General features: G+C 61.1%; 31 protein-coding genes. 13 read left to right on the top strand and 18 right to left on the bottom strand.

Annotated features, from left to right (window positions below; translation table 11 throughout):
- Positions 1-50: 50 nt before the first annotated feature.
- Positions 51-269 carry a glycine zipper 2TM domain-containing protein gene (locus RTQ46_RS23510; RefSeq protein WP_312440013.1) on the bottom strand — a complete coding sequence of 73 codons (219 nt, stop codon included), beginning with the start codon at positions 267-269 and terminating at the stop codon, positions 51-53.
- 170 nt (positions 270-439) lie between these two features.
- Positions 440-2527 carry an AsmA family protein gene (locus RTQ46_RS23505; RefSeq protein WP_312440012.1) on the bottom strand — a complete coding sequence of 696 codons (2088 nt, stop codon included), beginning with the start codon at positions 2525-2527 and terminating at the stop codon, positions 440-442.
- 359 nt (positions 2528-2886) lie between these two features.
- Between RTQ46_RS23505 and RTQ46_RS23500 the strand changes: the two genes are divergently transcribed.
- The 7 genes from RTQ46_RS23500 (at position 2887) to RTQ46_RS23470 (ending at position 7270) form a co-directional block, all read left to right on the top strand.
- Positions 2887-3222, top strand: a complete 336-nt coding sequence (locus RTQ46_RS23500) for a DUF4398 domain-containing protein (RefSeq protein ID WP_409518369.1) — start codon at positions 2887-2889, stop codon at positions 3220-3222.
- A gap of 18 nt (positions 3223-3240) precedes the next feature.
- Positions 3241-4140, top strand: coding sequence for an OmpA family protein (locus tag RTQ46_RS23495; protein ID WP_312440010.1), 900 nt, complete (start codon positions 3241-3243; stop codon positions 4138-4140).
- 118 nt (positions 4141-4258) lie between these two features.
- Complete coding sequence (locus RTQ46_RS23490) at positions 4259-4795, top strand: ferritin-like domain-containing protein (protein WP_312440009.1); 537 nt, start codon at positions 4259-4261, stop codon at positions 4793-4795.
- Between the two features lie 57 nt (positions 4796-4852).
- Positions 4853-5155 carry a DUF883 family protein gene (locus tag RTQ46_RS23485; protein WP_312440008.1) on the top strand — a complete coding sequence of 101 codons (303 nt, stop codon included), beginning with the start codon at positions 4853-4855 and terminating at the stop codon, positions 5153-5155.
- 18 nt (positions 5156-5173) lie between these two features.
- On the top strand, positions 5174-5560 hold the full coding sequence (locus RTQ46_RS23480; protein WP_312440007.1) for a phage holin family protein: 387 nt from the start codon (positions 5174-5176) through the stop codon (positions 5558-5560).
- A gap of 75 nt (positions 5561-5635) precedes the next feature.
- Positions 5636-5974 carry a hypothetical protein gene (locus tag RTQ46_RS23475; RefSeq protein ID WP_312440006.1) on the top strand — a complete coding sequence of 113 codons (339 nt, stop codon included), beginning with the start codon at positions 5636-5638 and terminating at the stop codon, positions 5972-5974.
- Positions 5975-6133: 159 nt separating this feature from the next.
- Positions 6134-7270 carry a patatin-like phospholipase family protein gene (locus tag RTQ46_RS23470; RefSeq protein WP_312440028.1) on the top strand — a complete coding sequence of 379 codons (1137 nt, stop codon included), beginning with the start codon at positions 6134-6136 and terminating at the stop codon, positions 7268-7270.
- A 1-nt stretch (position 7271) separates the two neighbouring features.
- Here the strand turns inward: RTQ46_RS23470 and RTQ46_RS23465 are convergent, their stop codons facing one another.
- From RTQ46_RS23465 to RTQ46_RS23455, 3 genes are all read right to left on the bottom strand, one after another.
- Entirely contained in the window at positions 7272-7592 is a 321-nt protein-coding gene (locus RTQ46_RS23465; protein WP_312440005.1) for a hypothetical protein, read from the bottom strand.
- A 45-nt stretch (positions 7593-7637) separates the two neighbouring features.
- Positions 7638-7790: a DUF3309 family protein gene (locus tag RTQ46_RS23460; protein ID WP_065307223.1), complete on the bottom strand. Its 153-nt coding sequence runs from the start codon at positions 7788-7790 to the stop codon at positions 7638-7640.
- Between the two features lie 75 nt (positions 7791-7865).
- A complete protein-coding gene (locus RTQ46_RS23455) occupies positions 7866-8306 on the bottom strand; it encodes a glycine zipper 2TM domain-containing protein (RefSeq protein ID WP_312440004.1) in 441 nt (146 codons plus the stop codon).
- Between the two features lie 276 nt (positions 8307-8582).
- On the opposite strand from RTQ46_RS23455, the gene RTQ46_RS23450 reads away from it, so the two are divergent.
- The 3 genes from RTQ46_RS23450 (at position 8583) to RTQ46_RS23440 (ending at position 10810) form a co-directional block, all read left to right on the top strand.
- A complete protein-coding gene (locus RTQ46_RS23450) occupies positions 8583-9152 on the top strand; it encodes a hypothetical protein (protein ID WP_312440003.1) in 570 nt (189 codons plus the stop codon).
- An 83-nt stretch (positions 9153-9235) separates the two neighbouring features.
- Positions 9236-9547 carry a BON domain-containing protein gene (locus RTQ46_RS23445; RefSeq protein ID WP_312440002.1) on the top strand — a complete coding sequence of 104 codons (312 nt, stop codon included), beginning with the start codon at positions 9236-9238 and terminating at the stop codon, positions 9545-9547.
- Between the two features lie 171 nt (positions 9548-9718).
- Positions 9719-10810, top strand: a complete 1092-nt coding sequence (locus RTQ46_RS23440) for an AI-2E family transporter (RefSeq protein WP_312440027.1) — start codon at positions 9719-9721, stop codon at positions 10808-10810.
- Between the two features lie 381 nt (positions 10811-11191).
- On the opposite strand, the gene RTQ46_RS23435 is transcribed toward RTQ46_RS23440, so the two are convergent.
- The 12 genes from RTQ46_RS23435 to RTQ46_RS23380 form a co-directional block, all read right to left on the bottom strand.
- The gene (locus tag RTQ46_RS23435) at positions 11192-12139 is read right to left on the bottom strand and encodes a YihY/virulence factor BrkB family protein (protein ID WP_312440001.1); all 948 of its coding nucleotides are present in this window, start codon (positions 12137-12139) and stop codon (positions 11192-11194) included.
- A gap of 71 nt (positions 12140-12210) precedes the next feature.
- On the bottom strand, positions 12211-13236 hold the full coding sequence (locus tag RTQ46_RS23430; RefSeq protein ID WP_312440000.1) for an OmpA family protein: 1026 nt from the start codon (positions 13234-13236) through the stop codon (positions 12211-12213).
- Between the two features lie 813 nt (positions 13237-14049).
- Positions 14050-14430 (bottom strand): hypothetical protein, encoded by a 381-nt coding sequence (locus RTQ46_RS23425; RefSeq protein ID WP_312439999.1) that lies wholly within the window; start codon positions 14428-14430, stop codon positions 14050-14052.
- A 100-nt stretch (positions 14431-14530) separates the two neighbouring features.
- Positions 14531-14767: a hypothetical protein gene (locus RTQ46_RS23420; RefSeq protein ID WP_312439998.1), complete on the bottom strand. Its 237-nt coding sequence runs from the start codon at positions 14765-14767 to the stop codon at positions 14531-14533.
- Between the two features lie 82 nt (positions 14768-14849).
- Positions 14850-15128 (bottom strand): hypothetical protein, encoded by a 279-nt coding sequence (locus RTQ46_RS23415; RefSeq protein ID WP_312439997.1) that lies wholly within the window; start codon positions 15126-15128, stop codon positions 14850-14852.
- A gap of 48 nt (positions 15129-15176) precedes the next feature.
- Positions 15177-15521 carry a hypothetical protein gene (locus RTQ46_RS23410; RefSeq protein ID WP_312439996.1) on the bottom strand — a complete coding sequence of 115 codons (345 nt, stop codon included), beginning with the start codon at positions 15519-15521 and terminating at the stop codon, positions 15177-15179.
- Positions 15522-15636: 115 nt separating this feature from the next.
- Positions 15637-16983 (bottom strand): sigma-54 dependent transcriptional regulator, encoded by a 1347-nt coding sequence (locus RTQ46_RS23405; RefSeq protein WP_312439995.1) that lies wholly within the window; start codon positions 16981-16983, stop codon positions 15637-15639.
- A 20-nt stretch (positions 16984-17003) separates the two neighbouring features.
- Entirely contained in the window at positions 17004-18875 is a 1872-nt protein-coding gene (locus RTQ46_RS23400) for an ATP-binding protein (RefSeq protein ID WP_312439994.1), read from the bottom strand.
- A gap of 76 nt (positions 18876-18951) precedes the next feature.
- A complete protein-coding gene (locus RTQ46_RS23395) occupies positions 18952-19743 on the bottom strand; it encodes an ABC transporter ATP-binding protein (RefSeq protein WP_312439993.1) in 792 nt (263 codons plus the stop codon).
- A gap of 12 nt (positions 19744-19755) precedes the next feature.
- Positions 19756-20565, bottom strand: a complete 810-nt coding sequence (locus tag RTQ46_RS23390) for an ABC transporter permease (RefSeq protein WP_409518367.1) — start codon at positions 20563-20565, stop codon at positions 19756-19758.
- A gap of 28 nt (positions 20566-20593) precedes the next feature.
- Positions 20594-21607, bottom strand: coding sequence for an ABC transporter substrate-binding protein (locus RTQ46_RS23385; RefSeq protein ID WP_312439991.1), 1014 nt, complete (start codon positions 21605-21607; stop codon positions 20594-20596).
- A gap of 401 nt (positions 21608-22008) precedes the next feature.
- A complete protein-coding gene (locus RTQ46_RS23380; RefSeq protein WP_312439990.1) occupies positions 22009-22257 on the bottom strand; it encodes a hypothetical protein in 249 nt (82 codons plus the stop codon).
- A 597-nt stretch (positions 22258-22854) separates the two neighbouring features.
- On the opposite strand from RTQ46_RS23380, the gene RTQ46_RS23375 reads away from it, so the two are divergent.
- On the top strand, positions 22855-23352 hold the full coding sequence (locus RTQ46_RS23375) for a winged helix-turn-helix domain-containing protein (protein WP_312439989.1): 498 nt from the start codon (positions 22855-22857) through the stop codon (positions 23350-23352).
- Positions 23353-23633: 281 nt separating this feature from the next.
- Entirely contained in the window at positions 23634-24506 is an 873-nt protein-coding gene (locus tag RTQ46_RS23370; protein WP_312439988.1) for a zinc-dependent peptidase, read from the top strand.
- 9 nt (positions 24507-24515) lie between these two features.
- Here the strand turns inward: RTQ46_RS23370 and RTQ46_RS23365 are convergent, their stop codons facing one another.
- Positions 24516-25409 carry a LysR family transcriptional regulator gene (locus tag RTQ46_RS23365; protein WP_312439987.1) on the bottom strand — a complete coding sequence of 298 codons (894 nt, stop codon included), beginning with the start codon at positions 25407-25409 and terminating at the stop codon, positions 24516-24518.
- A 99-nt stretch (positions 25410-25508) separates the two neighbouring features.
- Here RTQ46_RS23365 and RTQ46_RS23360 point away from each other — a divergent pair, with 99 nt between their 5' ends.
- Complete coding sequence (locus tag RTQ46_RS23360) at positions 25509-26672, top strand: mandelate racemase/muconate lactonizing enzyme family protein (RefSeq protein ID WP_312439986.1); 1164 nt, start codon at positions 25509-25511, stop codon at positions 26670-26672.
- Positions 26673-26801 lie beyond the last annotated feature (129 nt).

Raw genomic sequence — 26801 nt, 5'->3', positions numbered from 1 at the left:
AAAAAAGCGGGGCGGCTACCAAAGTAGCCGCCCCGCTTTTTTGTTGCCGATTACTTCGGTTTGACCTGGTTACCGATCACGCCGCCGACAGCTGCGCCGCCGACTGCGCCAACTGCGCTGCCGCCGGTCAGCACGGAGCCGGCAACGGCGCCGACGCCAGCACCGATGGCGGTATTTTTATCCTGGCCGGACATATTGGCGCAAGCGGTCAGGCTCAGCACCAGTGCGGCGATGGAAGTGGTAGCGGCGAGTTTTTTAATCGTTTGCATGGTAGATCTCCTTTAGATTCGGTCCCGTGGCGCCGGCAGGGTAGAGGCCGGTGGTACGCCAGTCATTGATGCAGGCACAGGTACAGAATAGATTTGCAGGGCAACAGGGTCTGTTCGGCAACGCACATAGACAGGTAACAAATGTAAGTGTGGCATGTTGCCCCGCCATCTCAGCGCGCAATGGCGCGCTCGCCCGTCTTGTGCGCGCCTGTCCTGGCGGGACTGCGCGCGCGCTGTTTGCCGGGAGGCGGCGCCACCGGCTTGCGGCTGGCCTGGCTCAGCAAGGTTCCGCATTCGCTCTGTTCGCCTGGGCCTGCATTGACCAGCGGCAGCAGGGCGGCGAAGGGCGCCACCGCCGCCAGCGCCAGTGCGCCGCCTGCGCGCAGCGCCACCACGCCCTTGTCGATACTGACATCAGGGTCGCTGAAGGTACCCTTCACATAGATTGGTGCACGCAGCGAGAAGATGCGCACGCCCTTGCTGTCGGGCTGCAAGGTCAGATCGAGTTTTTCATTTTCCAGGTTGATGGTGCCGTCGACATGCAAGGTGGCGTCTTCGGTGTCGACGATGAACTGGCGCGTCTGCATCAGGCCGTGCGTGACGCCGAAACTGGCCGCCATGCAATTGAGCCTGACCTGTTTGTCGCCCGACAGCTTGGCCAGCACCACGCTGCCGATGTTCAGGCCCATCTCTTCAAGCAGCAGCTTGCTGACGCTGCCACCATTGATCAGGGCCTTGACTTCGCCATTGGAGTTGCCCAGCAGGCTGGCGACCGAGTTGCCGGTAGCCGTCAATGCGGCGTCGCCATTGATCTGGCCCACGCTGGCCTGCAAGGGTTGCAGGTTGGGGAACAGCTGCTTGATCTGCATGCGGCGCGCGCTGGCCTTCATCTCGGCGGCGATGCGGCCTGGCGCGGACTTGCCGCTGCCGTCCATCCTGATCTGCGACACCAGCGTGCCGCCGGCGATATTGAAGTTGAGCGGGTTAAGCGACAGCACGCTGTCCTTGAGCACGATGTGGGTATCGACTTCGCTGATCGGCAGGTTGGCGTCGCGCGTGATGGTGTCGGCCGTGTAGCGCACGTCGGCATCGAGACTGGTCCAGCGTTCGGTGCGAAAGGTTTCGATCGGCAGGACGCGGCCGGCCGGCTGGTTCAGCTGCGCGCCGCGCTGCACCTTGCTGGCGCGGTTGTCGGCGCCCACCAGCGGCCCCAGGTCGTTCAGGTGCAGCAGCTTCGAATGCACGTTGCCGGTCAATATATTGCGCGGCTTGCGCTCCAGGTATTTGGCACTGCCGCTGATATCGCTCGATCCAACCTTGCCACTGAACTTGTCGTAGGTCCAGTCGCTGCCGCCACGCCTGAGCACGCCTGTCAGGCGTCCCTGCGCGCTGAACGGCGGCGTTTCCGGCAGCAGCACGCCGGTCAAGGCATACAGCTGCGCCATGCTGGGGCCCGATATCTTCAGCAGCACGTCGAGCGCGGCCAGGTTGGTCGGGCGCGTCAGCGTGCCAGCGATGGCCAGCGTGGTGCCGGCCGAATGCATTTCGGCCTGCAGCGGAAACGGCGTGCCTTGCCGCTGCAGCGACAGCACGCCGCCTGCCTTGCCGCTGCCCTTGATGGGGGCGCCGCGATAGCTGCCGGCCAGGGTCCAGGCAATGCCGTAGCGGGCATCGTTGATGGTGTCGACATCGGCGCGCATGTCGGATTGCGTAATGGCGTCCGTCAGGTAGACCGTGCCCTTGCTGAAGACGACGCTTTGCAGTTCGAAGCGCCACGGCGAATCGGGATTCTTTTTTTCAAACGTCCAGTTGTTCCTGCCGTCCTTGCCGCGCAGCAGGCGCAGTTGCGGCGCGTCGAAACGCAGTTCGGGGATGACGATCTTTTTCTCGAGCAGTGCCAGCGGGTCGAGCGAAAACGCCAGCTGGCTGACAGTGGCCGACTGCGGATGGGCAGGGTCGACCGGGACGCCATCCGGATTGCCCATGCGCACATCGCGCGCCTGCAGGTGCGGCCAGGGCAGGTAGCCACGCCAGCCGCGTTGATTTCCCTCCTGGCGCCAGGCCAGCGTCAGGTCGCCGTCTATGGCGATGGGGCGGCCCAGTGCTTCGCTGGTGCGTGCGCTGAGCCAGGGCTTGGCGCGGTTCCAGTCGGCATTCAACAGGACGATGATGGCGGTGGCAGGCACGGCAACGAGCAGGCCGGCTGCGGCAAGCGCAATCTTCGCGCGACGTGACTTGGGGAGCGGCAGGTGAGGCATGGAACGATTCTTTCTGGATAGATCAGGGGCGAGAAAACCCGGCGCAGGAGTATGCCCGATGCTACAGCAAAAGCGCCGTTTTCCGTGTCCATTTGTGCGCTGGCGCACCTTGCAAATCGAACTATTGTCGCTTTCGTACGCTATGTGCGGCACCGAACTGATAGCGCTGGAGCCAGGGGCTATAACGTCATACATCAGGCGCCGCTTCATGCATCAGTACGGCGCAGTAGCACAAGTTTTTGATGCTCCCCTAATGTTGTAACCCATTCATGTTCTCCAGGAGAAAAAAAATGACAAACCGAGATCTTTTGAAATCCCCCCTGACCGCCCTGGCCGCTTGCGCCACCGCAGTTGTACTGATGACCGGCTGCGCCAGCCAGAAAACGCCAGCCACCGCCGACGTGGCGGTATCGCGCGCAGCACTCGACAACGCCGCCAGCGCCGGCGCTGCCGAACTGGCTCCTGACGAAATGCGTTCGGCCCGCGAAAAAATGATGCGCGCCAACCAGGCCTTGAAAGAGCGCGACTACAAGCTGGCACGCGAACTGGCCGACCAGGCACAAGCGGACGCCAAGCTGGCGCAAAGCAAGGCCAATTCGACCAAGGCCACCACGGCTGCCGACGAAATCAACGAGAACATCCGCGTCATGCGCGAAGAACTCAACCGCGCCAACATGCAAGCTCCCCAACAATAAGAACAGGAACAGACCATCATGAAAAAAGCTACCTACACCACCATTCCCGGCCTGCTGGCCATGGCTGCCCTGGTTGCTGCCTGCAGCTCCGCGCCAACTACCACCAGCCTGCTCGACCAGACCCGCGGCGACTACATGGCCGCCCAGTCGAACCCGATGGTATCGACCTATGCGGCGCGCGAATGGCGTGATGCCAGCGCCGCGCTGGAAGCGGCAAACGCTGCCGCCACGCGCCAGGAAGACAAGGAACAGGTCGACAAGCTGGCCTATCTGGCCAAGCAAAAAATCGCCACCGCACAGGAAGTCGCGAAACAGAAAGCCGCCGAAGCCGATGTGGCGAACGCCGGCAAGCAGCGCGACGAATTGCGCCTCGAAGCGCGTACCCAGCAGGCTGACCAGGCCACTGCCCGCGCCCAGGCTGCCCAGGCTGCGGCCGAAGCGGCCAAGGCCCAGGCGCAAAGCGCTGAAATGGCGACCCGCGATGCCCAGGCACGCGCCGCCGCACTGGAAGTGCAGCTGGCCGACCTGGCCGCCAAGAAAACCGAACGCGGCATGATCATCACCCTGGGCGATGTGCTGTTCGGCACCGACAAGTCGGACCTGACGGCCGACGGCGCCAACACGGCGCGCAAGCTGGCTGACGTGCTGAAAAACAATCCACAGCGTACCGTGCTGATCGAAGGCTTTACCGACAGCACCGGCAGCTCGGCGCATAACCTGGATCTGTCGCAGCGCCGTGCCGATTCGGTACGCGCCGCGCTGGTCGGCCAGGGCATCGCCCGCGACCGCATCGCCACGCGCGGTTACGGCGCCGCTTACCCTGCGGCGGGCAACGATACGGCCGGCAACCGCCAGCTGAATCGTCGCGTGGAAATCGTGCTGTCGGAAGACAACACGGCGATTCCCGCCCGTCGTTAATTTGAACTGATTGGTGTCACGCGCGGCATGGGGCAGGCGCCCTTTGCCGCGGCAGTACCAAGGCAGCGCCGGCCCTGTTTGGCCGGCGGATACCCACGCTAGAATTGAGAGGAAAATTATGTCCGATACTTCAGTCGCTACTCCTTCGGGAATCGATACCGCCGCCATCCGCGCCGCCGCCCGCAATCTGGACGATGGCGCCGTGACGGAAGGCTATCAAGGCAATCGCCAGGAAGTCATCACCATGCTGAATGCAGCGCTGGCGACCGAGCTGGTCTGCATTGCGCGCTACAAGCGCCATTACTACACCGTCAGCGGACGTGACAACGGCACCATCAAGGCCGAATTCCTCGAACATGCCGAGCAGGAACAGGAACACGCGGACTGGCTGGCCGAGCGCATCGTTCAATTGAACGGCAAGCCTGATTTTAATCCGGCAACATTGCTTGAGCGCAGCCATGCCGAGTATGATGACTCCGACGACGTGCAAAGCATGGTGCGGGCCAATCTGATCGCCGAACGCGTGGCGATCGAATCGTACCGCCAGATGATCGTCACGATCGGCGAAAAAGACCCGACCACGCGTCATTTGTTGATCAAGATCATGGCCGTCGAAGAAGAGCACGCCGACGACATGCGCGATCTGATGGAATAAGTTTTCCATCGCGTTGTCACTACTAACTACATCCATCCACAGCTGAGGAGTTTAACCATGTTGGAAAACAATATCACCACCGTCAATAACGATGTCAAAACCCTGGTGAAAGATGCCCAGGCATTGTTCAGCGCCGCTGCAGCCCTGACGGGCGAAAAAGCCGACGAAGTGCGCGTCAAGGGCATGAAAACCCTGGACGCCGCCCTGGTCAAGGCACAGGAAGCGCAAGCCGCTGCCATCGTGTCGGCCAAGGAAATCGCTGCCCAGGCGGATGGCTACGTCAAAGAAAATCCATGGCGTACCGTGGCGCTGGCCGCTGGCGTCGGCGTGCTGATCGGCTTCATCCTGGGCCGCAAGTAATCTACTGTCGGGAGCGATATGGACAAGTCTGCTTCGTCACACCAGGGGCCGGGATTGATCGCATCGATCGCCGGCCTGGCCAGGAACGCAGTCGGACTGATGTTGTCGCGGCTGGAACTGGCCAGCATCGAATTGTCGGAAGTGCGCAATCATTTGCTGCAATTGGTGGTCATGTTCGCGCTGGCAATGGTCGCAGGCCTGTTTGCCATCGCTTACGGCAGCGTGCTGGTGGTCTTCCTGGCCTGGGATAGCCTGGGCTGGAAGATCCTGCTGATCATGACGGCAGTGTTCGCACTGCTGGCCATCGGCCTGGTCATGTATGCACGGGCCATGCTGCGCCAAGGTAAGCTTTCCATGCCGGCTACCATGGCCGAACTGAAAGCGGACCGCGACATGTTGATGTAGCCAGCTGGCAGGGCCCGCATGGAATCATTCCATGCGGGCCCTGTCTATTTCATGCTGCCCAAACAAGGAGAACTCATGTCGGACAACGACAAATTGATGGCACCGGCAGCGCGCAAGCGCCAGCTGATTGCCGAAGGCGAACTGTATCGCGTCGGCATCGTGCATGCACGCGCCAGCGTCGGTTATGCGCTGCGTCCCGAAACGCTGTTGAAGGGCGTGGTCGACACGGCCGTCGGCTTTGCCGGCCACCGCGTCGAAGCGTTTGTGGCACCTGGCGGCATGCGTCTGCAGGCACTGGCGCCGTATGCGCTGACAGCGCTGTCGTTTATCGGCCGCAAGAAGCTGGTCAAGCCGGCACTGGTGCTGGTGGCGGCAGTTGCCGCCGCCACCGCCTGGTTCCGCCGCAAGCATTGATAGCTGCTGACGCAAGCATGTCTGCAACGCCGTCCTTCGGGACGGCTTTTTTTTGGCCGTCCGCTTCCCAATCGGCAGTCTGCGCAAGCTGCCACGATCCCTTACAATGACTTACGGTGCAGCACTGCACGCGAGAAAACAGGGGCTATCTTGACTACCATGATCAATCCGTTGAATCCTGCGCGCCTGCGCGTGGTGCTGGTGTTGCAAGGGGGCGGGGCGCTGGGTGCCTACCAGGCCGGTGTCTACCAGGCGCTGCATGAGCACGCGCTGGCGCCCGACTGGGTAGTGGGTACCTCGATCGGCGCCATCAATGCCGCTCTGCTGGCGGGCAACAAGCATGAGGACCGGCTGGTGCGCCTGAAGGAGTTCTGGCAGCGCGTCTCGCACCGCGACAGCATCGACATGACGCGCGTGGGCGATGCGCAGCGGCGCTCGAATATCTGGCTGGCCACGCTCGACACGGTGCTGCGCGGCGTGCCCGGTTTTTTCAAGCCGCGCAACTTCAGCCTGTTCCCGGCCGGCCTGGCCGTACCGCCCGAAGAGGCCAGTTTCTACGATACCAACGAGCTGGCCAGCACGCTGGAAGAACTGGTCGACTTCGACTACCTGAACCAACCGGGCGGCATGCGCCTGTCGGTCAATGCGCTGCGCGTCAAATGTGGCAGCCTGCACAGTTTCGATTCCCAGCGCCAGCGATTGGGCGTCGAGCACATCCGCGCCAGCGGCGCCTTGCCGCCCGGCTTTCCCGGCGTGCGCGTCGATGGCGACCTGTACTGGGATGGCGGCCTGTATTCGAATACCCCGCTGGAAACCGTGCTGGACGACACACCGCACGTCGACACGCTGGTGTTCATGGTCGACCTGTGGAGTTCGGAAGGGCCGGAGCCGACCACGCTCGACGAGGTGCAGACGCGGCAGAAGGACGTCACGTTTGCTTCGCGTTCGAAGCGCCATATCGAAGATTATGTGAATACGCATACGCTGCAGCACAAGCTGCGCGAGCTGTATGCCAAGCTGCCCGATACCGAGCACAACCGACGGCAGACCGAGGAGCTCATTGCGCTCGGCTGCGACAGCACCATGCATATCGTACGCCTGCCGTATGCCGGGCGCGACTGGCATATGGCGGCCAAGGACATCAATTTTTCCAGGGGCTCGATCGAATGGCGCTGGGAGCAGGGCTACCAGGATGCGCTGCGCGCCATCAAGGCGGCGGGCTGGCTGGCGTTCGTGACGGAAGACACGCCGCTGGTGGTGCATGAATTACCACCATACGAGCAGAGCACTGTATAACCTATTTCGGATGGGCCGCGTCGCGCAGTGACTGCGCATTGGCCATGTCCTGTTTGTACGTGTCCTGCGCTGTTTTCAGGCAGGCGGCGCGGTTGGCGGGCGCTTCCTGGCGGCAGGCTTTTTTCGCTTCTGCAAGCGCGGCGCCGATTTCTTTCTGCAAGGTGCGCAGTTGCGCCTGCGGCGTGCTGTCGGCCTGGTACCAGCGGGCGGGGTCGCCTGCCTGTGGTCCGGCCACCGGCGGCGCCGTCTGCGCCTGCGCCAGCGGCGCCAGGCAGGCCAGCAGCAGGCCTGCCAGCGCGGTGTGGGTAATTTGCTTGTTCATGCTTTCTCCTCTCTGAAATGAAAAAAGGCGCCGTAGCGCCTTTGCTTATAGCCTGCCGGTCAGTAGCAGCAGGATCAGGATCACGACGATCAGGCCGGCTACCCCGCTGGGGCCGTAGCCCCAGCTGCGGCTGTGCGGCCAGGTCGGCAGCACGCCGATCAGCGCCAGAATCAAAATAACCAGAATAATGGTGCCCATGGTATCTCCTTGTAGTCATGCGGTTAAAGTGGCGCGATCAATGGCCGCGCCGGTGGTCAATGAAAGACCTGTGAATTAATAGCGGTAGACGCGGCCGTCGATAACGCGCACGCGGTTGCCGGGATTGAGGTCATAGATGCTGTCCTGCACCACGTTGCGGTATTGACCGTTATCGAGGCGGACGTTGATCTGGTAATTCTGTGCCTGCTGCTGGCGGCCTTCGACCTGGTTGCCGACCACGCCACCGGCGACAGCGCCGGCCACGGTGGCAGCCGTGCGTCCGCTGCCCGAGCCGATATTGCTGCCCAGCAGGGCGCCGGCGATGCCGCCAACCACGGCGCCTGCGCCGCTGGTCTGGCCGCGGCCCTGTACCGCCTGGATCGAATCGATGGTGCCATAGGTAGCCGATTCAGGCTGGGTGCCATTGTAATTCTGCGAAGGTGTGGTGCTGGCGCAGCCGCTCAGTACGGCGGTTGCTGCCAGCATCAGTGCGGCCAAGGTGGTATTGGTTTTCATTTTTTTTCTCCTGACGTTGTTTAATGACATGGGCTCATCTTATGGATCGCCAAAGAGCCGGTCTGTACGCTGCCGCACGTACTTATTTGTTGCTTAATCTGCACAGGTCGCGCCGGTTTTCTGCTGTTTCGTTGTTCTTTATCAATATCTTCATGCGCTGCTGGAAAATTCGATAACTTGTGTACGGCAGCGTACAGAAGGAGGCCGGCGATCCACGTAAAACGGTAGTCATGCCACGCAGATCGGCAAAAGATCATCACCAACAGGGAGCAACACATGTACAAGAACAACATCAACAAGAACAAGACGTTCGCCGCGATTATCGTCAGCCTGGCATGCGCCGCTTGGGGCAGCTCGGCGATGGCCGCCACTCCCGAAGCGAAGGCCGCCTACAAGACAGCCAATGAGCAGGCCGGCGTCAATTACAAGGCAGCGCACGCCGAGTGCGAAAAAATCACCGGCAATCCGAAAGATGTGTGCATCGCCGAAGCGAAAGCCGTGCGTGCCTACGATGAAGCCGTGGCGCAAGCCCAATACACCAATACGCTGCGTGCCTACACCAAGGCCCGCGTCAAGATTGCCGATGCCAACTACGATGTCGACCTGAAGCGCTGCGACGCCGTCACCGGCAACGAAAAGGATGTCTGCGTCAAGCTGGCCAAGTCGACCAAGGTCGCGGCCCTGGCCGACGCCAAGGCAGACAAGAAAGTCATCGAAGCGCGCAGCGATGCGCGTGAAGAAAAAAGAAAAGCCGAGTACAAGGTCGCCACGGAAAAATGTGACGCCCTGGCCGGCGCAGCCAAAGATGAATGTGTAAAGGCTGCAAAGACTCAGTTCAATTACTAAGCACTCGTAATCGCCTGAATTGAACTGTTATAAGAAGCTCCTCGTGAGCACCCTGATTGACCACTCCTAAGAAGGAAAATACCATGAAATTCACCAAATCTATCGCTACTGGCCTGTTCGTCGCTTCCCTGTTCGCCGTTGCTGGCTGCGCTTCGACCCCAACCAAAGAAGGTACGGGCGAATATGTGGATGACGCACTGGTCACCACCAAGGTCAAGGCCAGCATCATCAACGAGCCGACCCTGAAATCGACCGAAATCAACGTTGAAACGTTCAAAGGCGTGGTACAGCTGAGCGGCTTCGTTGCCCAGCCAGGCGACGCTGTCAAAGCCGGCGAAATCGCCCGCGGCGTCAAAGGCGTGAAATCGGTCAAGAACGATATCCGCACCAAGTAATTGCCAGCCCTGCCAGAGCGCCTGCCATGATGGCGGGCGCTTTGGCTATCCACGGACCGTCGCGGGAGTCTCATGAAGCACCAGCCAGCCGATCTTCCTCCCAAGCCGGTTGCTGCCGCTCCTGTCGAGCCGCCTGCCGGCACGCCCGTGGAGCATCACCTCGACCCGTCGTTGCGCCTCCCGCTGCATGTCAATGCGCGCGGCCTGGCCCTCGGCATCATCGCCACTGTCAGTTTTGTGTATGCCTTGCAGTGGGCACAGAAATTCCTCATTCCCGTTATCTTCGGCATCTTCATTGCCTATACGCTCAATCCGGTCGTCCGCTGGCTGGAAAAAATCCGCCTGCCGCGCGTGATCGGCGCCACCCTGGTTACGGGCCTGATCCTGTTCGGCTCGATCGTCGTGATCGAACGCGTGCAGGGCGAGTTCGAATCGATCGTCGAAGAGCTGCCGGCCGCCACGCACAAGCTGGCGCGCCTGATCGCCGCCAACACGGGCGGCAAGGAAAGCACGTTCCAGAAAATGCAGGCCGTGGCCAATGAAATCGAGCAGGTCGCGGCCGGCGCCGAAGCGCGCCGCAACGTACGCCGCGCGGCAGCGGCCGAAGGACCGAATTTCAAGATCATGGACTGGGTCTGGGCCGGCTCGCTGGGCCTGATGGGCTTTGTCAGCCAGGCCACCATGGTGATCTTCCTGGTGTTCTTCCTGCTGCTGTCGGGCGATACCTTCAAGCGCAAGCTGGTCAAGCTGACCGGCCCCTCGCTGAGCCGCAAGAAGGTCACCGTGCATATCCTGGAAGACATCAACACCTCGATCCAGAACTATATGTTCATGCTGCTGGTGACCAATGTGCTGCTGGCGCTGCTGATGTGGGTGGCGCTGCACATGATCGGCCTGCAAAACGCGGGCGCCTGGGCCATCATGGCCGGCTTCCTGCACATCATTCCGTATTTCGGTCCGCTGCTGATCACGGTTGCCACCGGCCTGGTTGCCTTTTTGCAGTTCGAATCGCTGGAACTGGTGCTGCTGGTGATGGCCTCGTCGCTGGGCATCGCCACCCTGATCGGCACCTTTGTCACCACCTGGATGACGGGCCGCATCGCCCGCATGAACCCGACCGCCGTGTTCGTCAGCCTGCTGTTCTGGGGCTGGCTGTGGGGTGTCTGGGGCTTGCTGCTGGGCGTGCCGATTATCGTCATCGTCAAGGTGGTGGCCGAGCGCGTGCAGGGGATGGAAGTGGTGGCGGAACTGCTGGGAGAGTAGGTAGGGCAGGTCGGGTAGGTCGGGTTAGCCCGCAGGGCGTAACCCGACACCACCGGTAATGCCAACCATGTTGTCGGATTACGCGCGTGGCGCTAATCCGACCTGCGTTACTGAAAACGGCGGGCCGCAGGCGCGGGCCCGACAAAATGCCGATGGCGGCGTTGCAGCGCCTCGCCGTACATGCGTACTGTCTTCGTCGCTGCGCCTTGCCCTCGACATTTTTCAGGCCCGCTTGGCCCGGAACGCCTTTTCTGGCGACGGTGGCGTAGGTCGGGTTAGCCCGCAGGGCGTAACCCGACACCACCGGTAATGCCAACCATATTGTCGGATTACGCGCGTAGCGCTAATCCGACCTGCGCCGTAACATGCGCAATAATCACATCACGACTGATGCCGCTTCAATACCTTCGTCACCAGATCGCCATCTTCCGTCTTCGGCGCATCTTTCATACTGCCCAGTTGCAAGGTGAACTGGCGCGTGAATTCAGCGCCGAGGAAAAAGATCTGCGCCGAATAATAGATCCAGATCAGCAGGGCCACCAGCGAGCCGGCGGCGCCATAGCTGCTGGCCACGCCGCTGTTGCCGATATACACGCCGATCGCGTATTTTCCCAATGAAAACATGAAGGCGGTGCCCAGCGCGCCGATCATCACGTCGCGCCATGACAGGCGCACGCGCGGCAGCATCTTGTAGATCACGGCAAACAGGCAGGCGATCACGCCAAAGCCGATCAGGTTCGACAATACGGAAAACAGCACGGCAGCATCTTTCCAGTGGCCCTCCCAGTAGTTTTCCAGGATGGCCATGGCGGCGCTGATCACCAGCGACACCATCAGCAAAAAGGCCAGTACCAGCACCAGGCCGAACGAGAGCAGACGCGTGCGCAGCATGTCCCAGGCACCCGATTCTTTCAGGGCCGGAACTTGCCAGATTTCATCAAGGCTGGCCTTCAGTTCGGCAAACACGCTGGTGGCGCCAAACAGCAGCAGCGCGCCGGCGATCAGGGTGGCGATGCGCCCCTGATCGTGATTTTGCGCGCCGGCCAGCACCAGCTGGATCGCTTCGGCGCCTTGCGTGCCCAGCAGGCCTTGCAGCTGGGCCATCAATTCGCCGCGCGCGGCGGCCGGGCCATAGAAAAAGCCGGCGATGGCGATCACCAGTACCAGGATGGGGGCAACCGAAAACAGGGTGTAATAGGCGAGGGCGGCGCCCTTGCTGGACGCGCGGTGTTCGAGCCATTCGGTGACGGAGCAGACGATCACGCTGCGCATCGTCTTGCCGAGCGGGGCCAGCCTGGCCAGGCGGGGATTACGGGTAGATATGCTCATGCGTGGCTTTCAATGAAAAAAAGGGGCCGAGGCCCCTTTTTTGAACAGTGGCGTACCACTAACGGTGAAGATTAGCGCACGCGGCGTTCGATCGTGATTTGCTCGACTTCAACGCGACGGTTTGGTTCCAGGCACTTGATCAGGTCAACACGTTTCTTGTTATCGCAAGTAACGACTGGATTGGTCGAGCCTTTGCCTTCGGCCGACAGGCGGTTGGCGGCAACACCGTGGGCAACCAGGTATTCCTTGACCGAATCAGCACGTTGCTGCGACAGTTTCTGGTTGTACTTGGCCGAACCGATACGGTCAGCATAGCCGCTGATGACGACGTTGTTGACGTCCGGCGCTGCGTTCAGCACGCGGGCGATTTCGTCCAGCTTGGTCTGGGTCGGTGCCAGCTTGGCGCTGTCGAATGCGAACAGTTCGGTCGCAGCCATCGTTACTTTTTCAAAGCGTGGAGCCGGTGGCGGAGGTGGCGGTGGTGGCGGCACCACGACGACTTCTTCACGCACTGGCGGCGGTGGCGCTGGCTGAGCGGCGACTGGCGGTTTGTCGAAAGCGTAGTTCAGGCCGACGTTGACATACCAGTTGCTCGATTTGCTTTGTGGGAAGGTGTTACCACGCAGGAAGCCATGCACGTTACGCACGTCCAGCTGGGTCGACCACTGGTCGGTCAGCTTGCTCTGGAAACCCAGGCCCAGGTTGGCGTATGGGGAGCTTTTGCTGCGTTCGCCCAGAGGACCATTGTCCTTGTCGCGCTGCATGCCGGCGCCGACTACCAGGAAGGGAGCAAACGATGGGTTACGGTTGAAGAACAACAGGCCATCAACGCCCAGCGTGTTTTGCTGGTAGCGGTTGCCGTTGTCTTTCGAACGGGTATAGGTGGTGCCGAACTGAACATCCCACTGTGGCGAAACTGGTTTACCAAAACGCAAGCCAGCACCGTAGCCGGTTTTATCGGAAGAAAAATCCGAATCTGGTTTCGAAGCATTAATGCTAGGTTGAATGTACCAGGATGGATTGATTTCCTGAGCCTGTGCGCCGATGGACGAGCACAGGACGGCGGCGGCAACGGCGATTTTTTTTAAATTATTCACAAGTAACTCCCAACGTTAATAAGAGATTTTTCTAAGACATCAAAACGGCTAGATGGACTGCCTTCTACCGCGACAACAATTCCAGATGCGCATGTTTTGCGTGAAATGCACTGCTGTTGGATTGGAGAATACGTTTCCAGGTTCAACCGGTCGGTGCGCTAGCGCACAAACGTTTGTTGTAACTCATTAGTGTTGCAAAACCACCACAAAAAAACAATTTATACGCAATAAATTGTTTATTCAATTGCACAGCCGAGGGAAAGCCTGGTCGACACAGCAAGCAATGCCACGACCGAGCCCTCGTTTGCAGATGTATATTAGCAACAATGATGGGCTTGCTAACTTATACGACAGTGTTATTGCCAATCTGTCGTGTCCGGCTCCATTGCGGGGCTAAGACAGCAGTTGCATCGCACGCCACCGCTTGTCTTTTCGCTTGTCAAGCAGGAGTCACTACGCGTCCGAGGTTAATCCGGCACTCTCGCTGCCGAGCAATCTGTGGTTGTCCGGCCAGTTGTCTTGTATTTGCTGCGACCCAGGCCGATAGCGGCGTCGCCAGTTTTTCGCACGCGGCATTGTCAAGGCGGTACGCCAGGCGCGGGTGCAGTTGGGCAACTCGACCATGCGGCGGCATGGCGCAGGCCGGGCTTGCACTCGATATTCGATGGAAAAGAGAGGGGCAGCCGTCGGCGCTGTCAGCTGGGGCGGTGCCGGTCGCCATGCGCTGGCGCTGCTCAACGTCATGGGAAAAAGCGCCGCGACGGCTGGTTTCCGGATGCGCGGCCAGACGCCGGCATCCCTGAAACCAGGTGTTTATTGCATGGTAGCCGGCGTGGTCGGCGGCACCGGCGGAATCGGCATGCTCTGCACGCCAGGCGTGGGCGGCGGCGACAGCGTGCCAGGACCTGCCGGGGTATCGGGGGTTGCTGGCGTTGCCGGCGTCGCGTGGGCGGGGCGTTTGGCGTGTTTGGCTGGCGCCTTGTGGCGGGTATTGGTGCTTTCACGCATTTTGCTGCCAGGCATGGGCTTGCCCTTGTTATCGAGCTTGTCCGACTGGTCCGATTGCTGGCCCGGGTCGGCGCGGTTATTGACGTGGTTGCCGGTCTGGTTCACATTGGTGGTCGACTGGGCTTGCACCCAGGCGCCGCCCACGGTCATCAGGGTAGCGGAGAGCAACAGCGCGGCGGTTTTCATGGTACGTAATCCTGTGGTCATTGATCGATGGAACCATTGTCACATGCCTGGCCGGCGCTGCGGGTAGGAGTGCGCCGCATGGTATTGTGGGCCTATAGCCTCAGTGCGCTTCAGGCACGACAGGAAGGCTGGGCTTGGCTGGCCTGGTCGGCTCCGAGGCCGGCGCACCCTTGCGCGGTTTGGGTGCCGGTTTGGCCTGATGCGGATGTCTGGCAGATGGCGCTTTTGCCGGCTGCTTTGCCTGCGATGAAGAGGCGGCCGTGTCGGGCTGGACCTGCGCCGACGCGCCGGCGGCCGCCATCAGGGCAGCGGCCAGCAAGAAAATGGGAGCTTTCATGATGCTTCCTCCATGTCTGGAAAACACACTGCCGGCCCGGCCGTGAAGACCTTGCCGGCAGTTGAGTGCTGTCACTCAGCAATTATTGCGCTGGCGTGGACGCTGGCTGCATGTCCTTCGGAGCGACCGCGCCGTCCTGGGTGACCTTGTTATGCACGGCCGCGTCGCCCTGGTTGCCGCGCTTGGCTTTCTTGGCTTTCTTGGCCGGCTTGGCGGCCTGGGTGTCGGTCATTTCAGTGGCCGCTTGCGGCGTGCCGGTGCTGTCCCGGTTCATATCCGGGGTGGTCTGGGTCTGGGCCTGGGCCAGCGAAACGGTGGCTGCCAGCAGCATCGAGGACAACAGCATGGTGGTCGATTTCATGGGAAACTCCTTTAGTGGTGGTGGAAATGGTCAGATGGCGATTTCAGCTCAGCGTGCCGGTTTCGGCGGTGGCGCGACGCCGGTGTTGCTGCTCGAACCAGTATTGCCGGTTTCGCTTTGCGTATTCGGTGGCGGCGGCGGCATGGCCGTGCCCTTGTTCGGATTGACATGCGCTTCGGACTGCACGCGCTTGGTCGGTTTTTTGGCGTGTTTCTTTTCCTGCGCTTCCAGCTTGCCGGTCGGATCGACGGTCTTGCGTGCTTCTTCGCCTTGCGGCGTGCTGGTGCTGTCGCGCATTGGCGCGTCGACCGGCGGATTGGATTTGGACTGCGCCTGGGCCAGCGAGGCGGCGCCTGCCAGCAGGGCCGCGAAAATCAGTGAGGATGATTTCATGGAAAACTCCTTTGATGTCAATTAAGAAGTGTCCATTTTGTCACCAAAAGCAAACCCGGCAAGTAGGAGTACGCCCCTAGCTGCTGTGGGCGTATGGCTGGCCGGCGTGCAGGTTTCAGCGAAATTGCTCAGTCGAAATATCGAAACGCTTGAGCTTGTCGTACAGGGTTTTCTTCGGAATATTCAGGCTGGCGGCGGCGTCGATCACATTGCCGTTATGGCGGCGCAGCGCCTCCTCGATGATCGAGATTTCAAACGCATCGACCTGTTCGGCCAGCGATGCTTCGCGGCAGCCGGCCGGGCTCAGCGTCTCGTCCAGCAGGCCCAGCACGAAACGGTCGGCCACGTTGTGCAGTTCGCGCACATTGCCGGCCCAGCGCTGCGCCATCAATGAGGCCACCAGTTCGGCGCTGACCAGCGCCGCCGGCTGGCCGTAGCGCAGCGCGGCCTGCAGCACGAAGAACTCGAACAGCAGCGGGATGTCTTCGCGCCGGTTGCGCAGCGCCGGCAGGGTCAGGCTGGCCACGTTCAGGCGGTAATACAGGTCGGCGCGGAACTTGCCCTGTTCGGCCAGCACGTTCAGGTCTTCCTTGGCCGCCGCGATCACGCGGAAATTCACGGAAATCAGCTTGTTCGAGCCGAGCCGCTCGACCTGGCGTTCCTGCAGCACGCGCAGCAATTTCACCTGCAGCGCCAGCGGCATGCTTTCGATTTCATCGAGAAACAAGGTGCCGCCGTTCGCATATTCGATCTTGCCGATGCGCTGGCGCTGCGCGCCCGTAAACGCGCCTTCCTCGTGGCCGAACAGCTCCGATTCAAAGATGGCTTCGGGCAAGGCGCCGCAGTTAATGGCGACGAACGGATGGTCGCGCCGCTCGCTGAAGTCGTGCAGGCAGCGCGCGATCAGTTCCTTGCCGGTACCGGTTTCGCCCAGGATAATGATGTCGGCCGATTTCGGCGCCAGGTTCAGCACCAGCTGGCGCACCCTGGCCATGGCCGGGCTGCGGCCGACGATGCGCGCCTCAATGCCGACGCGCTGTTCGAGCTGGCGGCGCAGGTTCATGTTTTCCAGCACCAGGTGGCGCTTGTCGAGCGCGCGCCGGCACACTTCCACCAGCAGGTCGGCCGAGAACGGCTTTTCGATGAAGTCATAGGCGCCGCGGCGCATGGCCCCTACCGCCATCGACACGTCGCCGTGGCCGGTGACCAGGATCACCGGCAGGCTGGCGTCCTGCGCCACGGCAATGTCGAGCAGCCTGAGGCCGTCCATGCCGGGCAGTTTGATATCGCTGAGCAGGATGCCGGCAAATTCCGGCATCAGGTAGGGCAGGGCTTCTTCGGCCGTGGCAACGGCAGTGACCTGCAGGCCGGCCAGTTCCAGCGACTGGCGCGCACCTTTGCGCACCACCGCGTCGTCTTCCACCAGCAGCACTTGCATGCCGTCGAAATTGTTCTCATGCATCCGCTGAATCCTTGGTCTCTTTATTTGTTTTCTTTGTGATCGTCGTCACGCGTGAGTGTGATTGTAAACTGTGCGCCGCCGCCTTCGGCCCTGGAACGGTTGCGCACGGCCAGCGCGCCGCCGGCCGCGCGCACGATGCCGGCGCTGATCGACAGGCCCAGCCCCAGGCCATGTTCCTTGGTGGTATAGAAGGGGTCGAATATCCGGTCCAGCGAGGCCAGCGCAATGCCGGGGCCATTGTCGGTCACATGAAGTACGGCCAGGGCGCCTTCGCTGCGTACCTGCAGCCAGATCTGCACCGGTTCGGTCTCGGGCACAGCGTCCATGGCGTTGGTGATCAGGTTGCTGAACACCTGTTCCAGGCCGATGGCATTGCACAGCACGACGATTTCTTCCTCGGGCCAGCTTTCATGCAAGCTCAAACGCTGTGAATTCTTGCGCGTGCGCACTTGCAGCATGGTTTGCGCAAACGCCTGGCGCACGGAGACGGGTTTGCGCGCATCGTCGCTGCGCCGCGCAAAGCCCTTCAATTGCGAGGTGACGTAGCCGAGACGCTTGACCAGGTCGGAAATGGTCGACAGGTTGTCGAGCGCGTCATCGATGCGCCCGCGCGCCAGGAATACCTTGGCATTGTCGGAAAAGGTCTGCAGGGCGGCCAGCGGCTGGTTCAGCTCATGCGTGACGCCGGCTGCCATCTGGCCGATGGCGGCCAGCTTGCCGCTTTGCACCAGCTCGGCCTGGGCGTAGCGCAGGGTTTGCTCGGCCCGTTCGCGCTCGCCCACTTCCGCCTGCAGCCGGCCATTCGCGTGCACCAGGTCTGCTGTGCGCTGGGCCACCTTGATTTCCAGCTGTTCATACGCCAGCGCCAGGGTTTGCTGGGCCTTGAGCTTGTCGGCAATCCGGCGCCGGCGCTGGCGCGCATACATCAGGGCCAGCATCAGCAGGGCCCAGCCCAGGGCCGCGGCGATGGCGGCGTTGCGGGCCGCTTCGTCGACCTGGTCGAGTTCGGCCAGCACCGTGATCTGCCAGCGCAAAGGGCCCAGCGGGCGATTGACGGCCAGGTAGTCGGCCTTGCCCGGTAACGCCGGCAGCTGGTCGGTCTGCGCACGTTCCAGCGTCATCACGCTGGCGCCATCGGCAAACTGGCGCCGTACACGGTGCGGCAGGATCGGCAGGTTTTCCTGCAAGAACTGGCGTTGCACGCTGATATCCTGCTTGGCCGCCGCCGACAGGGCCGCCAGGGTATTGAATTTGAACGACGGCGTGCTGGCCAGGATAATCACGCCGTTGGCGTCCTTGACCCAGATCTGTTCGCCCGCGCCCGGTGTGCGCCACGATTGCTCGATCCAGTCCAGGTTGACCTTGGCGGCCACGATGCCGATGATGCGTCCGTGGCGCAAGACCGGCTGCGAAATGAAATAGCCGGCCTCGAAGGTGGAAGCGCCGATGCCGTAAAACCGGCCGATGCCGCCGGCGATGGCGTTCTTGAAATAGGGCCGGAAGCCATAGTTGACGCCGACATAGGAACTGGCGTCCTGCCAGTTGCTCGACGCCAGCGTGGTGCCGTTTTCATCGAGCACATACACGGCAAAGGCGCCGGCACGGCGGTTGATGTCGACCAGGTAAGCGTTCAGTTCGCTGACCCTGGCCGGTGTCGGCTGCTCGATCAGTTGCGCCACCGCCTCGCTCTGGGCCACCGCCAGCGGCAGGAATTCATATTTGTTGAGGGCGCCGCCGATCGACGCCGCATACAGCTCGGCGCGAGAATCGAGCGTGCGGTGCAGTTCGTCGAGCTGGCGCTGCTGGACCCAGGAATGGGTCGACCAGGTCAGCGCCACCAGCGAGGTGATGGCCAGCAGCGCAGCGAGCGAGGGTTTTATGGTGGGTATCATGAAGGCTTGGGTCAGCCCCCCAATGCCACCGGCGTCAGGCTTGGCGCCAGCACAGCGGGGGGAGGCTGACCCGCGCTTAGTCAGCCGTGCTGGCCATGGTTTCGGCATTATGGTGGCGCTGCTGCTCCTCCATCACCATCTCGCCCAGCATGCGTTTGAGGCGGTTGAACTCGGGGTCGCTCGGGTCGCGCGGACGGGGCAGGTCGATCGTCACGTCGCGCTTGATGGTGCCGGGACGGTAGGTCATGACGATGGTGCGGTCGGCCAGGTAGATCGATTCCTCGATCGAGTGCGTGACGAAGACGATGGTGGTGCCGAACACTTTCCAGATTTTCAGCAGTTCATCCTGCAGGTTGCGGCGCGTCAGCGCATCGAGCGCGCCGAACGGTTCGTCCATCAGCATGATCGGCGAATCGAGGGCCAGCACGCGGGCAATCGCCACGCGCTGGCGCATGCCGCCCGACAGGTCCTTCGGAAAGCGCAGGCGAAATTCCGTCAGGCCCAGCATATTGAGCAGCATGTCGACGCGCTCCTTGATCTCGGCCTGCGACTTGCCGGCGATTTCCAGGCCGAACGCGATATTGCTTTCGATCGACATCCACGGAAACAGCGCATATTCCTGGAACACCATGCCGCGGTCCGGACCCGGTTCGGTGATCAGCTTGCCGCCGGCCAGGATCTGGCCCGAGGTCGGATGCGCGAAGCCGGCCAGCGCATTGAGCAGGGTGGATTTGCCGCAGCCGGACGGCCCCAAGAGGCAGATGAATTCGCCGCTGGCAATGTCCAGGTTGATGTCCTTGAGCGCGATCACGTCGCTGCCGCCGGTGGTAAATACCTTGTTGACTGCTTTGATATTAATGGTGGTCATGGCGCTTCCTCTTCAGTGTTCCAGGCCGCGGTGCCACTGCAGCAGATGATTGTTCAGGGCGTTCATGGCGATATCGATGGCCAGGCCAAACAGGCCGATGGTAAACATGCCGGCAATAATTTTGTCGGACCAGAAATACTCGCGCGCTTCCAGGATGCGAAAGCCCAGCCCGCTGTTGACGGCGATCATTTCCGCCACGATCACGACGATAAACGCCGTGCCCATGCCGATGCGCGCGCCGGCCAGGATATACGGCGTGGCCGCCGGCAGGATCACGCGGCGAAACATCGTCATCTGGCTGGCGCCCAGGTTGCGGGCGGCGCGGATATAAATGCCATCGACCTGGCGCACGCCGGCGATGGTATTCATCAGCACGGGAAAGAACGAACCGATGCTGATCAGGAAAAAGGCGGGCGGATTGCCCAGCCCGAACCATAAAATGGCCAGCGGAATATAGGCGATCGGCGGAATCGGGCGCAGCACCTGCACCAGCGGATCGAACAGTTTGTAGATGGTCTTGTTGGTGCCCATCAACAGGCCCAGCGGCAGCGCCAGGCCGGCGCCGATGGCAAAGCCGCCCAGCACGCGCGACAGGCTGGCCCACGCGTCATGCGGCAGTTCGCCCGAGAACATCCACACCAGATAGTTGCCGGCCTCGGGGGTATATTCCTGCATCGGGATCAGGTATTCATACCACTTCACCACCACCGCCACCGGCGAGGGCAGGATCTGCGGATTGATCCAGCCGAAAGTGGACATGGCCTGCCACAGCAGCAGCACGGCCACCGGCACGGCGGAGCCGTGCACGATACGTTTCATCATGGGTACATTCATCGTCAGCCTTCCAGGGTTAGCGTGGTGCGTAGGATTTCTTGGCTTTTTCCAGCAGGTCCAGCTTGACCCAGTCGCTGGCGGCAGGCGCCTTGGCCATGCGGCCCACGCCGAACTTGACCATGTAGTCGGTGGTCAGCTGCACGTGGCTCTGGGTGATGTCTTCCGTAAAGATCGCGTTGTCGATGGCGTCGCGGTAGTCCTCGCTGGTGATCTGGTTCTTGAACATCGACTCGCGCACGTATTTTTCCGCCAGCTTCGGATCGGCCAGGAAGGCGCGGGTGGCAGCGACAAAGCAATCCATGAAGCGCTGCGCCACGGCCGGCTTTTCCTTGTACATTTTTTCCGTCATCACCAGCGCGCGCACCGGTTCGCCCAGCGGCGTGTCGTACGGCTTGATGATGGCCGCGCCGTATTTCTTGTGGATCGCCTGGGTCGAGTAGGGCTCGGACTGGCTCATCACATCGATGTCGCGGGTCAGCAGCGCCTGGTTCAGGTCGGGGTAGCCCATGTACAGTATCTGCACGTCCTTGCCCGGCTTGTCGGACCAGGTCAGCTTGGCCTTGGTCAGTTCGGCAAACAGCAGGATTTCCTGCGGACCACCGCGCGTGACGCCGACTTTCTTGCCTTTCAGGTCGGCGATGCCCTTGATGTTCAGGTCAGGGCGGCCGACGATCTGCACGCCGCCCTTGGCGAAGCCGCCTACCAGGTACACCGGCAGGCCGGTGGCACGGCCCGTGATGGCCGCTTCCAGCGCGCTGGCGGAGACATCGATTTCGCCGGCGATCATGGCCGGCACGATGTCGAGGCCCTTGGCGAAGATGCGCTCTTCGATCTTCAGGTCGTATTTCGGAGCGATTTCCTTCATATAGGCAACCGCGCCATAGTGTGCAAATTTCAGGTTACCCAGGCGTACCAGGTCGGCGGCATGGGCCGACAGCGGGAATTGCGCAGCGAGCGCAACGGCGACGGCCAGGGCTTTGGCATTGAGAAAAGACGCGAAAAAAGACGGATTGCGGGCAGGGGTGATCATGCTGTGTCTCCAAAAGTAGATGATTTTTATTTATGGGGCTGCTCTGATGGCGGCCATGAAAATATAAAAGCATCTTCCGTGCCAGTGAAACGTATTTTGGCGACGATAGCAAGTGTTTGTTTCTAAACGTTAAATTGTGGCGCGCACAAAACGGTTTGTGGCCCGATTCCGTGTTTTCGCACGATCGGCTGGAAAAGCGTGCGGATTGCCGGATTGATTGAGAGGAGTTTGTGGCATGTCAAGACTGGAACGGTGAACCCGGTAACGGCAACCGACTCCAATCATAAAAAAACGCGTTGCATCAACAATCGCAACGCGTAACTCCCCCGAGGAGTGGGGGCACGCCGCGCTGTAGCTGTTGTTGCAGTCGTGACTGCGTGCGCGGCGTCGTAGGCAGGTAATTATTTGGCCGGCGTTGCTGGCGGTACGGCCGGTGCGGTGGCCGGATCGGTCAATGGAGCCGGCGTGGCGCCTGGGGCAGTCTCGGGCGTGGTAGCGGGAGCGGCCGGATCGACCGGGGTCGGAGTCGGAGTAACGGCCGGCGCGGTTGCTGGCGGCGCTGCTTCAGGCAGCGGTGCGTCGGCGGGTTTTTTGCACGCGGAAAGACTGATCAGGGCAGCGGCGGCCAGCAGATAAGGCATTTTCATCATGATTCCTTTGCAAAGAATGGTTGGGCGATGCTGGTACAGGCCAACGGGACAGCATGCAAGACAGCCCGCCTGTTGGCGCTTCCGGCAGCGGCAAGTCCACCGGCCAGTCATCAGGAGTGGGCGCCAGGCGGTATAACGGTGAGCGGGCCGGACAAACCCTTGCCTGCTCGATGCCTGACGATCACCTTGATCTTATTGCAAGCTCATTTGCCCTTCTGTTCGCCATCGCACGTTCGGTCCTGAATTGAAATGCAATACTGCGTTCAGACCCAATGCAGAAAAGAAACTAATTCCACATGGAAATATTTTTACTTTCTCGGCCCCTAATGTTCGGTAATGTTCGTTAACGCACAGACCAGGGGCGGCAAGACAGGCATTCTGTGGTCAGACGTCTGGAATTAGTGATTTCTTGGCAAACACCAAGTACTCAGCAATTCAGACTACCGGCAATCGTTTAAAAGGAGTATTCAAATGCATGCAATGACCCAGTCTCACGTGAAGAGCGAAATGAAGGCAGCGCACCAGGAACTTCGTGGATCCGAAAAAGGTTCCTCAATGGCAATGGTAGAGCGTGCAGCCCCGATCCCTCCGGAGCGCATGAACCCGATTTCCATGGCTCCCATCGAGCGCGTACGTTCCACCTCGGCCACGCTGCGCCGTATCGAAAACATGCAAAAACTGATCGGTGAGCTGTCGCTGCACGAGATGCTGGCTGATGAAATCGCCTGGTTCCTGAAATTTTCGCCATCGGGCGCCCGCAAATACATCCGCGACCTGCGCGAAGCGGGCGTGATCGAACTGGCACGCTATATCGAAGGCACCGCCACCTATCTGGGCAAGGCCGTGTATCAGCTGACGCCGGATCCGGAACGTGTACGTGCTTTCCTGGCCGCCATTGTGCAGCCGAAACGCGAAGGCGCGCCACCACGCAAGGATCGTCCAGGCCTGCGCGAGCAGAGCATGGCAGGCAGCGGCCGTCACTTCCATATCCTGGCCGATGACACCCATTACGCAATCCGCGTCAACCGTGGCCCGGTCACGCGCGATCCGCTGGTCGCCGCCCTGTTCGGCGCACCGCAGCAAAAAAGCGAGTAAGCACATGCCTGCCGGCGCGGCTTTTTGCCAGCCGGCAGCGTAATGATAGGCACTATGATTATCATGCGCACTCCAGGTGCCACGGAAGCCGGGTCACATCCCGGCTTTTGCTATTGTTCTCTGGGAATGGTTTGCACGGCGGCGGATTGAAAAGTTGTTATGCATCCCCATGTTGACTGGACTGCCTAACCAAGGAGTCTTGCCTTGTCTGCCCCTGCCTGCCCCACTTATTCCCGCCCGCCACTGACTGGCCCGACTTTCCTGTCGGAACGGGTTGAAGCATGAATCCGCTGCTGTGGATCGCCCTGGTCACCATCGGCATCGCCCTGTCGCTGTGGTTTCCCCGCTGGCGCTTGAAGCGTGCCTTGGCGCGCCCGCTGGCGCCCGAAGGACTGGCGATTCTGGACGCCAATATCCCCGTCTACAGGCACATGCCGGCGCCGCTGCAGGAACAGCTGCGCCGGCTGGTGGTGCAGTTCCTGTATCAAAAGAAATTTGTCGGCTGCGGCGGACTGGAGATTACCGACGAGATGCGCTACACCATCGCCGGCCAGGCCTGCCTGCTGCTGCTGAACCGCGAAACACAGGTGTATCCGGCGCTCGACACCATCCTCGTCTACCCGAATGAATTCGTGGTCACGCGCAACGAAGTGGGGCCGGGCGGCGTGGTCACGCCTGCCGCCAATGGCCTGCTTGGCGAATCCTGGGGCGATGGCCGCGTGGTGCTGGCGTGGGACCATGTGCAGCGCGGCGCGGCCGACTGGACCGACGGCCAGAACGTGGTGCTGCATGAATTTGCCCACCAGCTCGACAGCGAAGCGGGCGCCGCCAATGGCGCGCCCTACCTGCCGAACGTATCGAGCTACCGCAGCTGGGCCACGGTGCTGTCGCGCGATTTTGAGCATTTGCGCCATGACGCCATCTATCACCAGCATAGCGTGATGGACCATTATGGCGCCACCAATCCGGCCGAATTCTTTGCTGTCGCCACCGAAACGTTTTTTGAGAAACCGTACCAGATGGCTGAGCATCATGCAGAGCTGTATGCCGAGTTTCTCAAGTATTACAAGGTCGACCCGCGCGACTGGATGACAGCGCCGGTCGAACCGGAGCACATGCATTCGCCATTTCCGAACTACGCTGCCCAATGGTAAGGCTGTGCTTCAGGTGCTGAACTCGGCCACCAGGAAGTCGATGAACACGCGCATCCTGGCAGGCAGGTTGCTGCGGCTCAGGTAATACAGATACAGGTCGGCCGGGGGCAGGGTATAGCCTGGCATGACCTCGCGCAGGCGGCCGCTGTCCAGGTATTTGGCCACGTCCCATTCCGAGCGCTGCACGATGCCATGTCCGTCCAGCGCCCAGTTCAGCACGATATCGCCATCGTTGCTCGACACGGCGCCGCGTACCTTGACCAGTTCCACCGAGCGACCCTTTTGCAGCCGCCAGGTGCCATACACATCATCGTTCTGCCGGTGCAGGATGCAGCGGTGGCGGTGCAGTTCCTCCGGCGTCTGCGGCTCGCCCGCCTGCTTCAGGTAGGCCGGCGAGGCGCACAGGAAACGCCGGTTGCGCATCAGTTTCCTGGCTGTCAGTCGCGTGTCGGGCAGTTCGCCGAAGCGGATCGCCAGGTCATACGCTTCTTCCACCAGGCTGATGGGCCGGTCCGTCAGGTGCAGTTCCACTTCCACCTCCGGATACGCATGCGCGAAGCGCGACACGATGGGGGCGATACGCGTGCGGCCAAAGCCGGGCGTGCCATTCACGCGCAGCAGGCCTTTCGGCGCGGCGCGGCCGCTGGCAACCGACTCTTCCATATCGCGGATCTGGTTCAATATCTGCGCCGCTTGCGCCAGGTACAGTTCGCCCTCATTGGTCAGGCTGATGCGGCGCGTGGTGCGGTGGACCAGGCGCACGCCCAGGCGCTGTTCCAGCAGGCTCAGGCGCTTGGTAACGGCCGGTGGCGTCACGCCCAGTTCGCGCGCGGTCGCCGTCATATTGCCCAGCTTGGCCAGCAAGACGAAAAAAGCCAGGTCGGGCGCAGTGTCACTTTTCATTAGTTTTCACCTGAAGTGAATAATGGTTTTCATTCAGGTGAATTATAGGGGATAGCTTCAAGAGTAAGCTGGGCATTGACTTAATCAGGAGATGCCTTCATGAAAATCATTGAAATCCGCGAAAAGACCGTTCCCATCAGTTCCCCGATCCGCAATGCGTATATCGACTTCAGCAAAATGACCTTGAGCCTGGTTGCGGTAGTCACCGACGTGATCCGCGACGGCAAGCCCGTGATCGGCTATGGCTTCAATTCGAATGGGCGCTATGGCCAGGGCACCCTGATGCGCGAACGCTTCATGCCGCGCATCCTGGAAGCGGATCCGGCCAGCCTCATTGATGACGCCGGCACCAATCTCGATCCGCACAAGATCTGGAACTGCATGTTTGCCAATGAAAAACCGGGCGGCCACGGCGAGCGCTCGGTGGCGATCGGCACCATCGACATGGCCGTATGGGATGCGGTAGCCAAGATCGAAGGCAAGCCGCTGTTCCAGCTGCTGGCCGACCGCTACGGCAACGGCATGCCCGACCACCATATCTTTGTCTACGCGGCCGGTGGCTATTATTATCCGGGCCAGAACCATGACAAGCTCAAGGACGAGATGCGCAGCTATATCGACCGCGGCTATACGGTGGTGAAGAAAAAAATCGGCGGCGCCGATCTGGACGAAGACTTGCGCCGCATCGATGCCGTGCTCAGCGTGTTGCAGGATGGCCAGAAGCTGGCGGTCGATGCGAATGGCCGCTTCGACCTCGATACGGCCGTCAAATATGCGAAAGCGCTGTCGCAATACGACCTGTTCTGGTACGAAGAGCCGGGCGATCCGCTCGACTTCGAACTGCAGGCCACCCTGCGCAACTATTATAAAAACCCGATGGCGACGGGCGAAGACCTGTTTTCGATGCAGGATGCGCGCAACCTGATCCGCTACGGCGGCATGCGCGCCGACCGCGACTGGCTGCAGTTCGACTGCGCCTTGAGCTACGGCCTGGTGGAATACCTGCGCACGCTCGACATGCTGAAGGAACACGGCTGGTCAGCCAAACGCTGCATCCCGCACGGCGGCCACCAGATGTCCTTGAATATCGCGGCCGGGCTGGGACTGGGCGGCAATGAATCCTATCCGGACCTGTTCCAGCCGTATGGCGGTTTTCCCGATGGCGTCAAGGTCGACGATGGCCATATTTTATTGCCGGAGCTGCCCGGTATCGGTTTTGAAGGCAAGGCGGATTTGTACCGGGAGATGGTCAAGCTGGCGTAGTGCGGTATGGCTCCGGTTAACGATGCTGTCGGGTTACGCGCTGCGCGCTAACCCGACCTACGGAATAATCGTGGCCGTAGATACTGTTATCCCCGTCAAGCGGTGTGCAAGGTCGGATCAAATATTTTT

The organism is Janthinobacterium sp. (assembly GCF_031995485.1).
In the GTDB taxonomy this organism is placed as follows: Bacteria; Pseudomonadota; Gammaproteobacteria; order Burkholderiales; family Burkholderiaceae_D; genus Janthinobacterium.
Note: the sequence above shows the minus strand (reverse complement) of the source record. Positions and strands in the feature narration are given on the sequence as shown.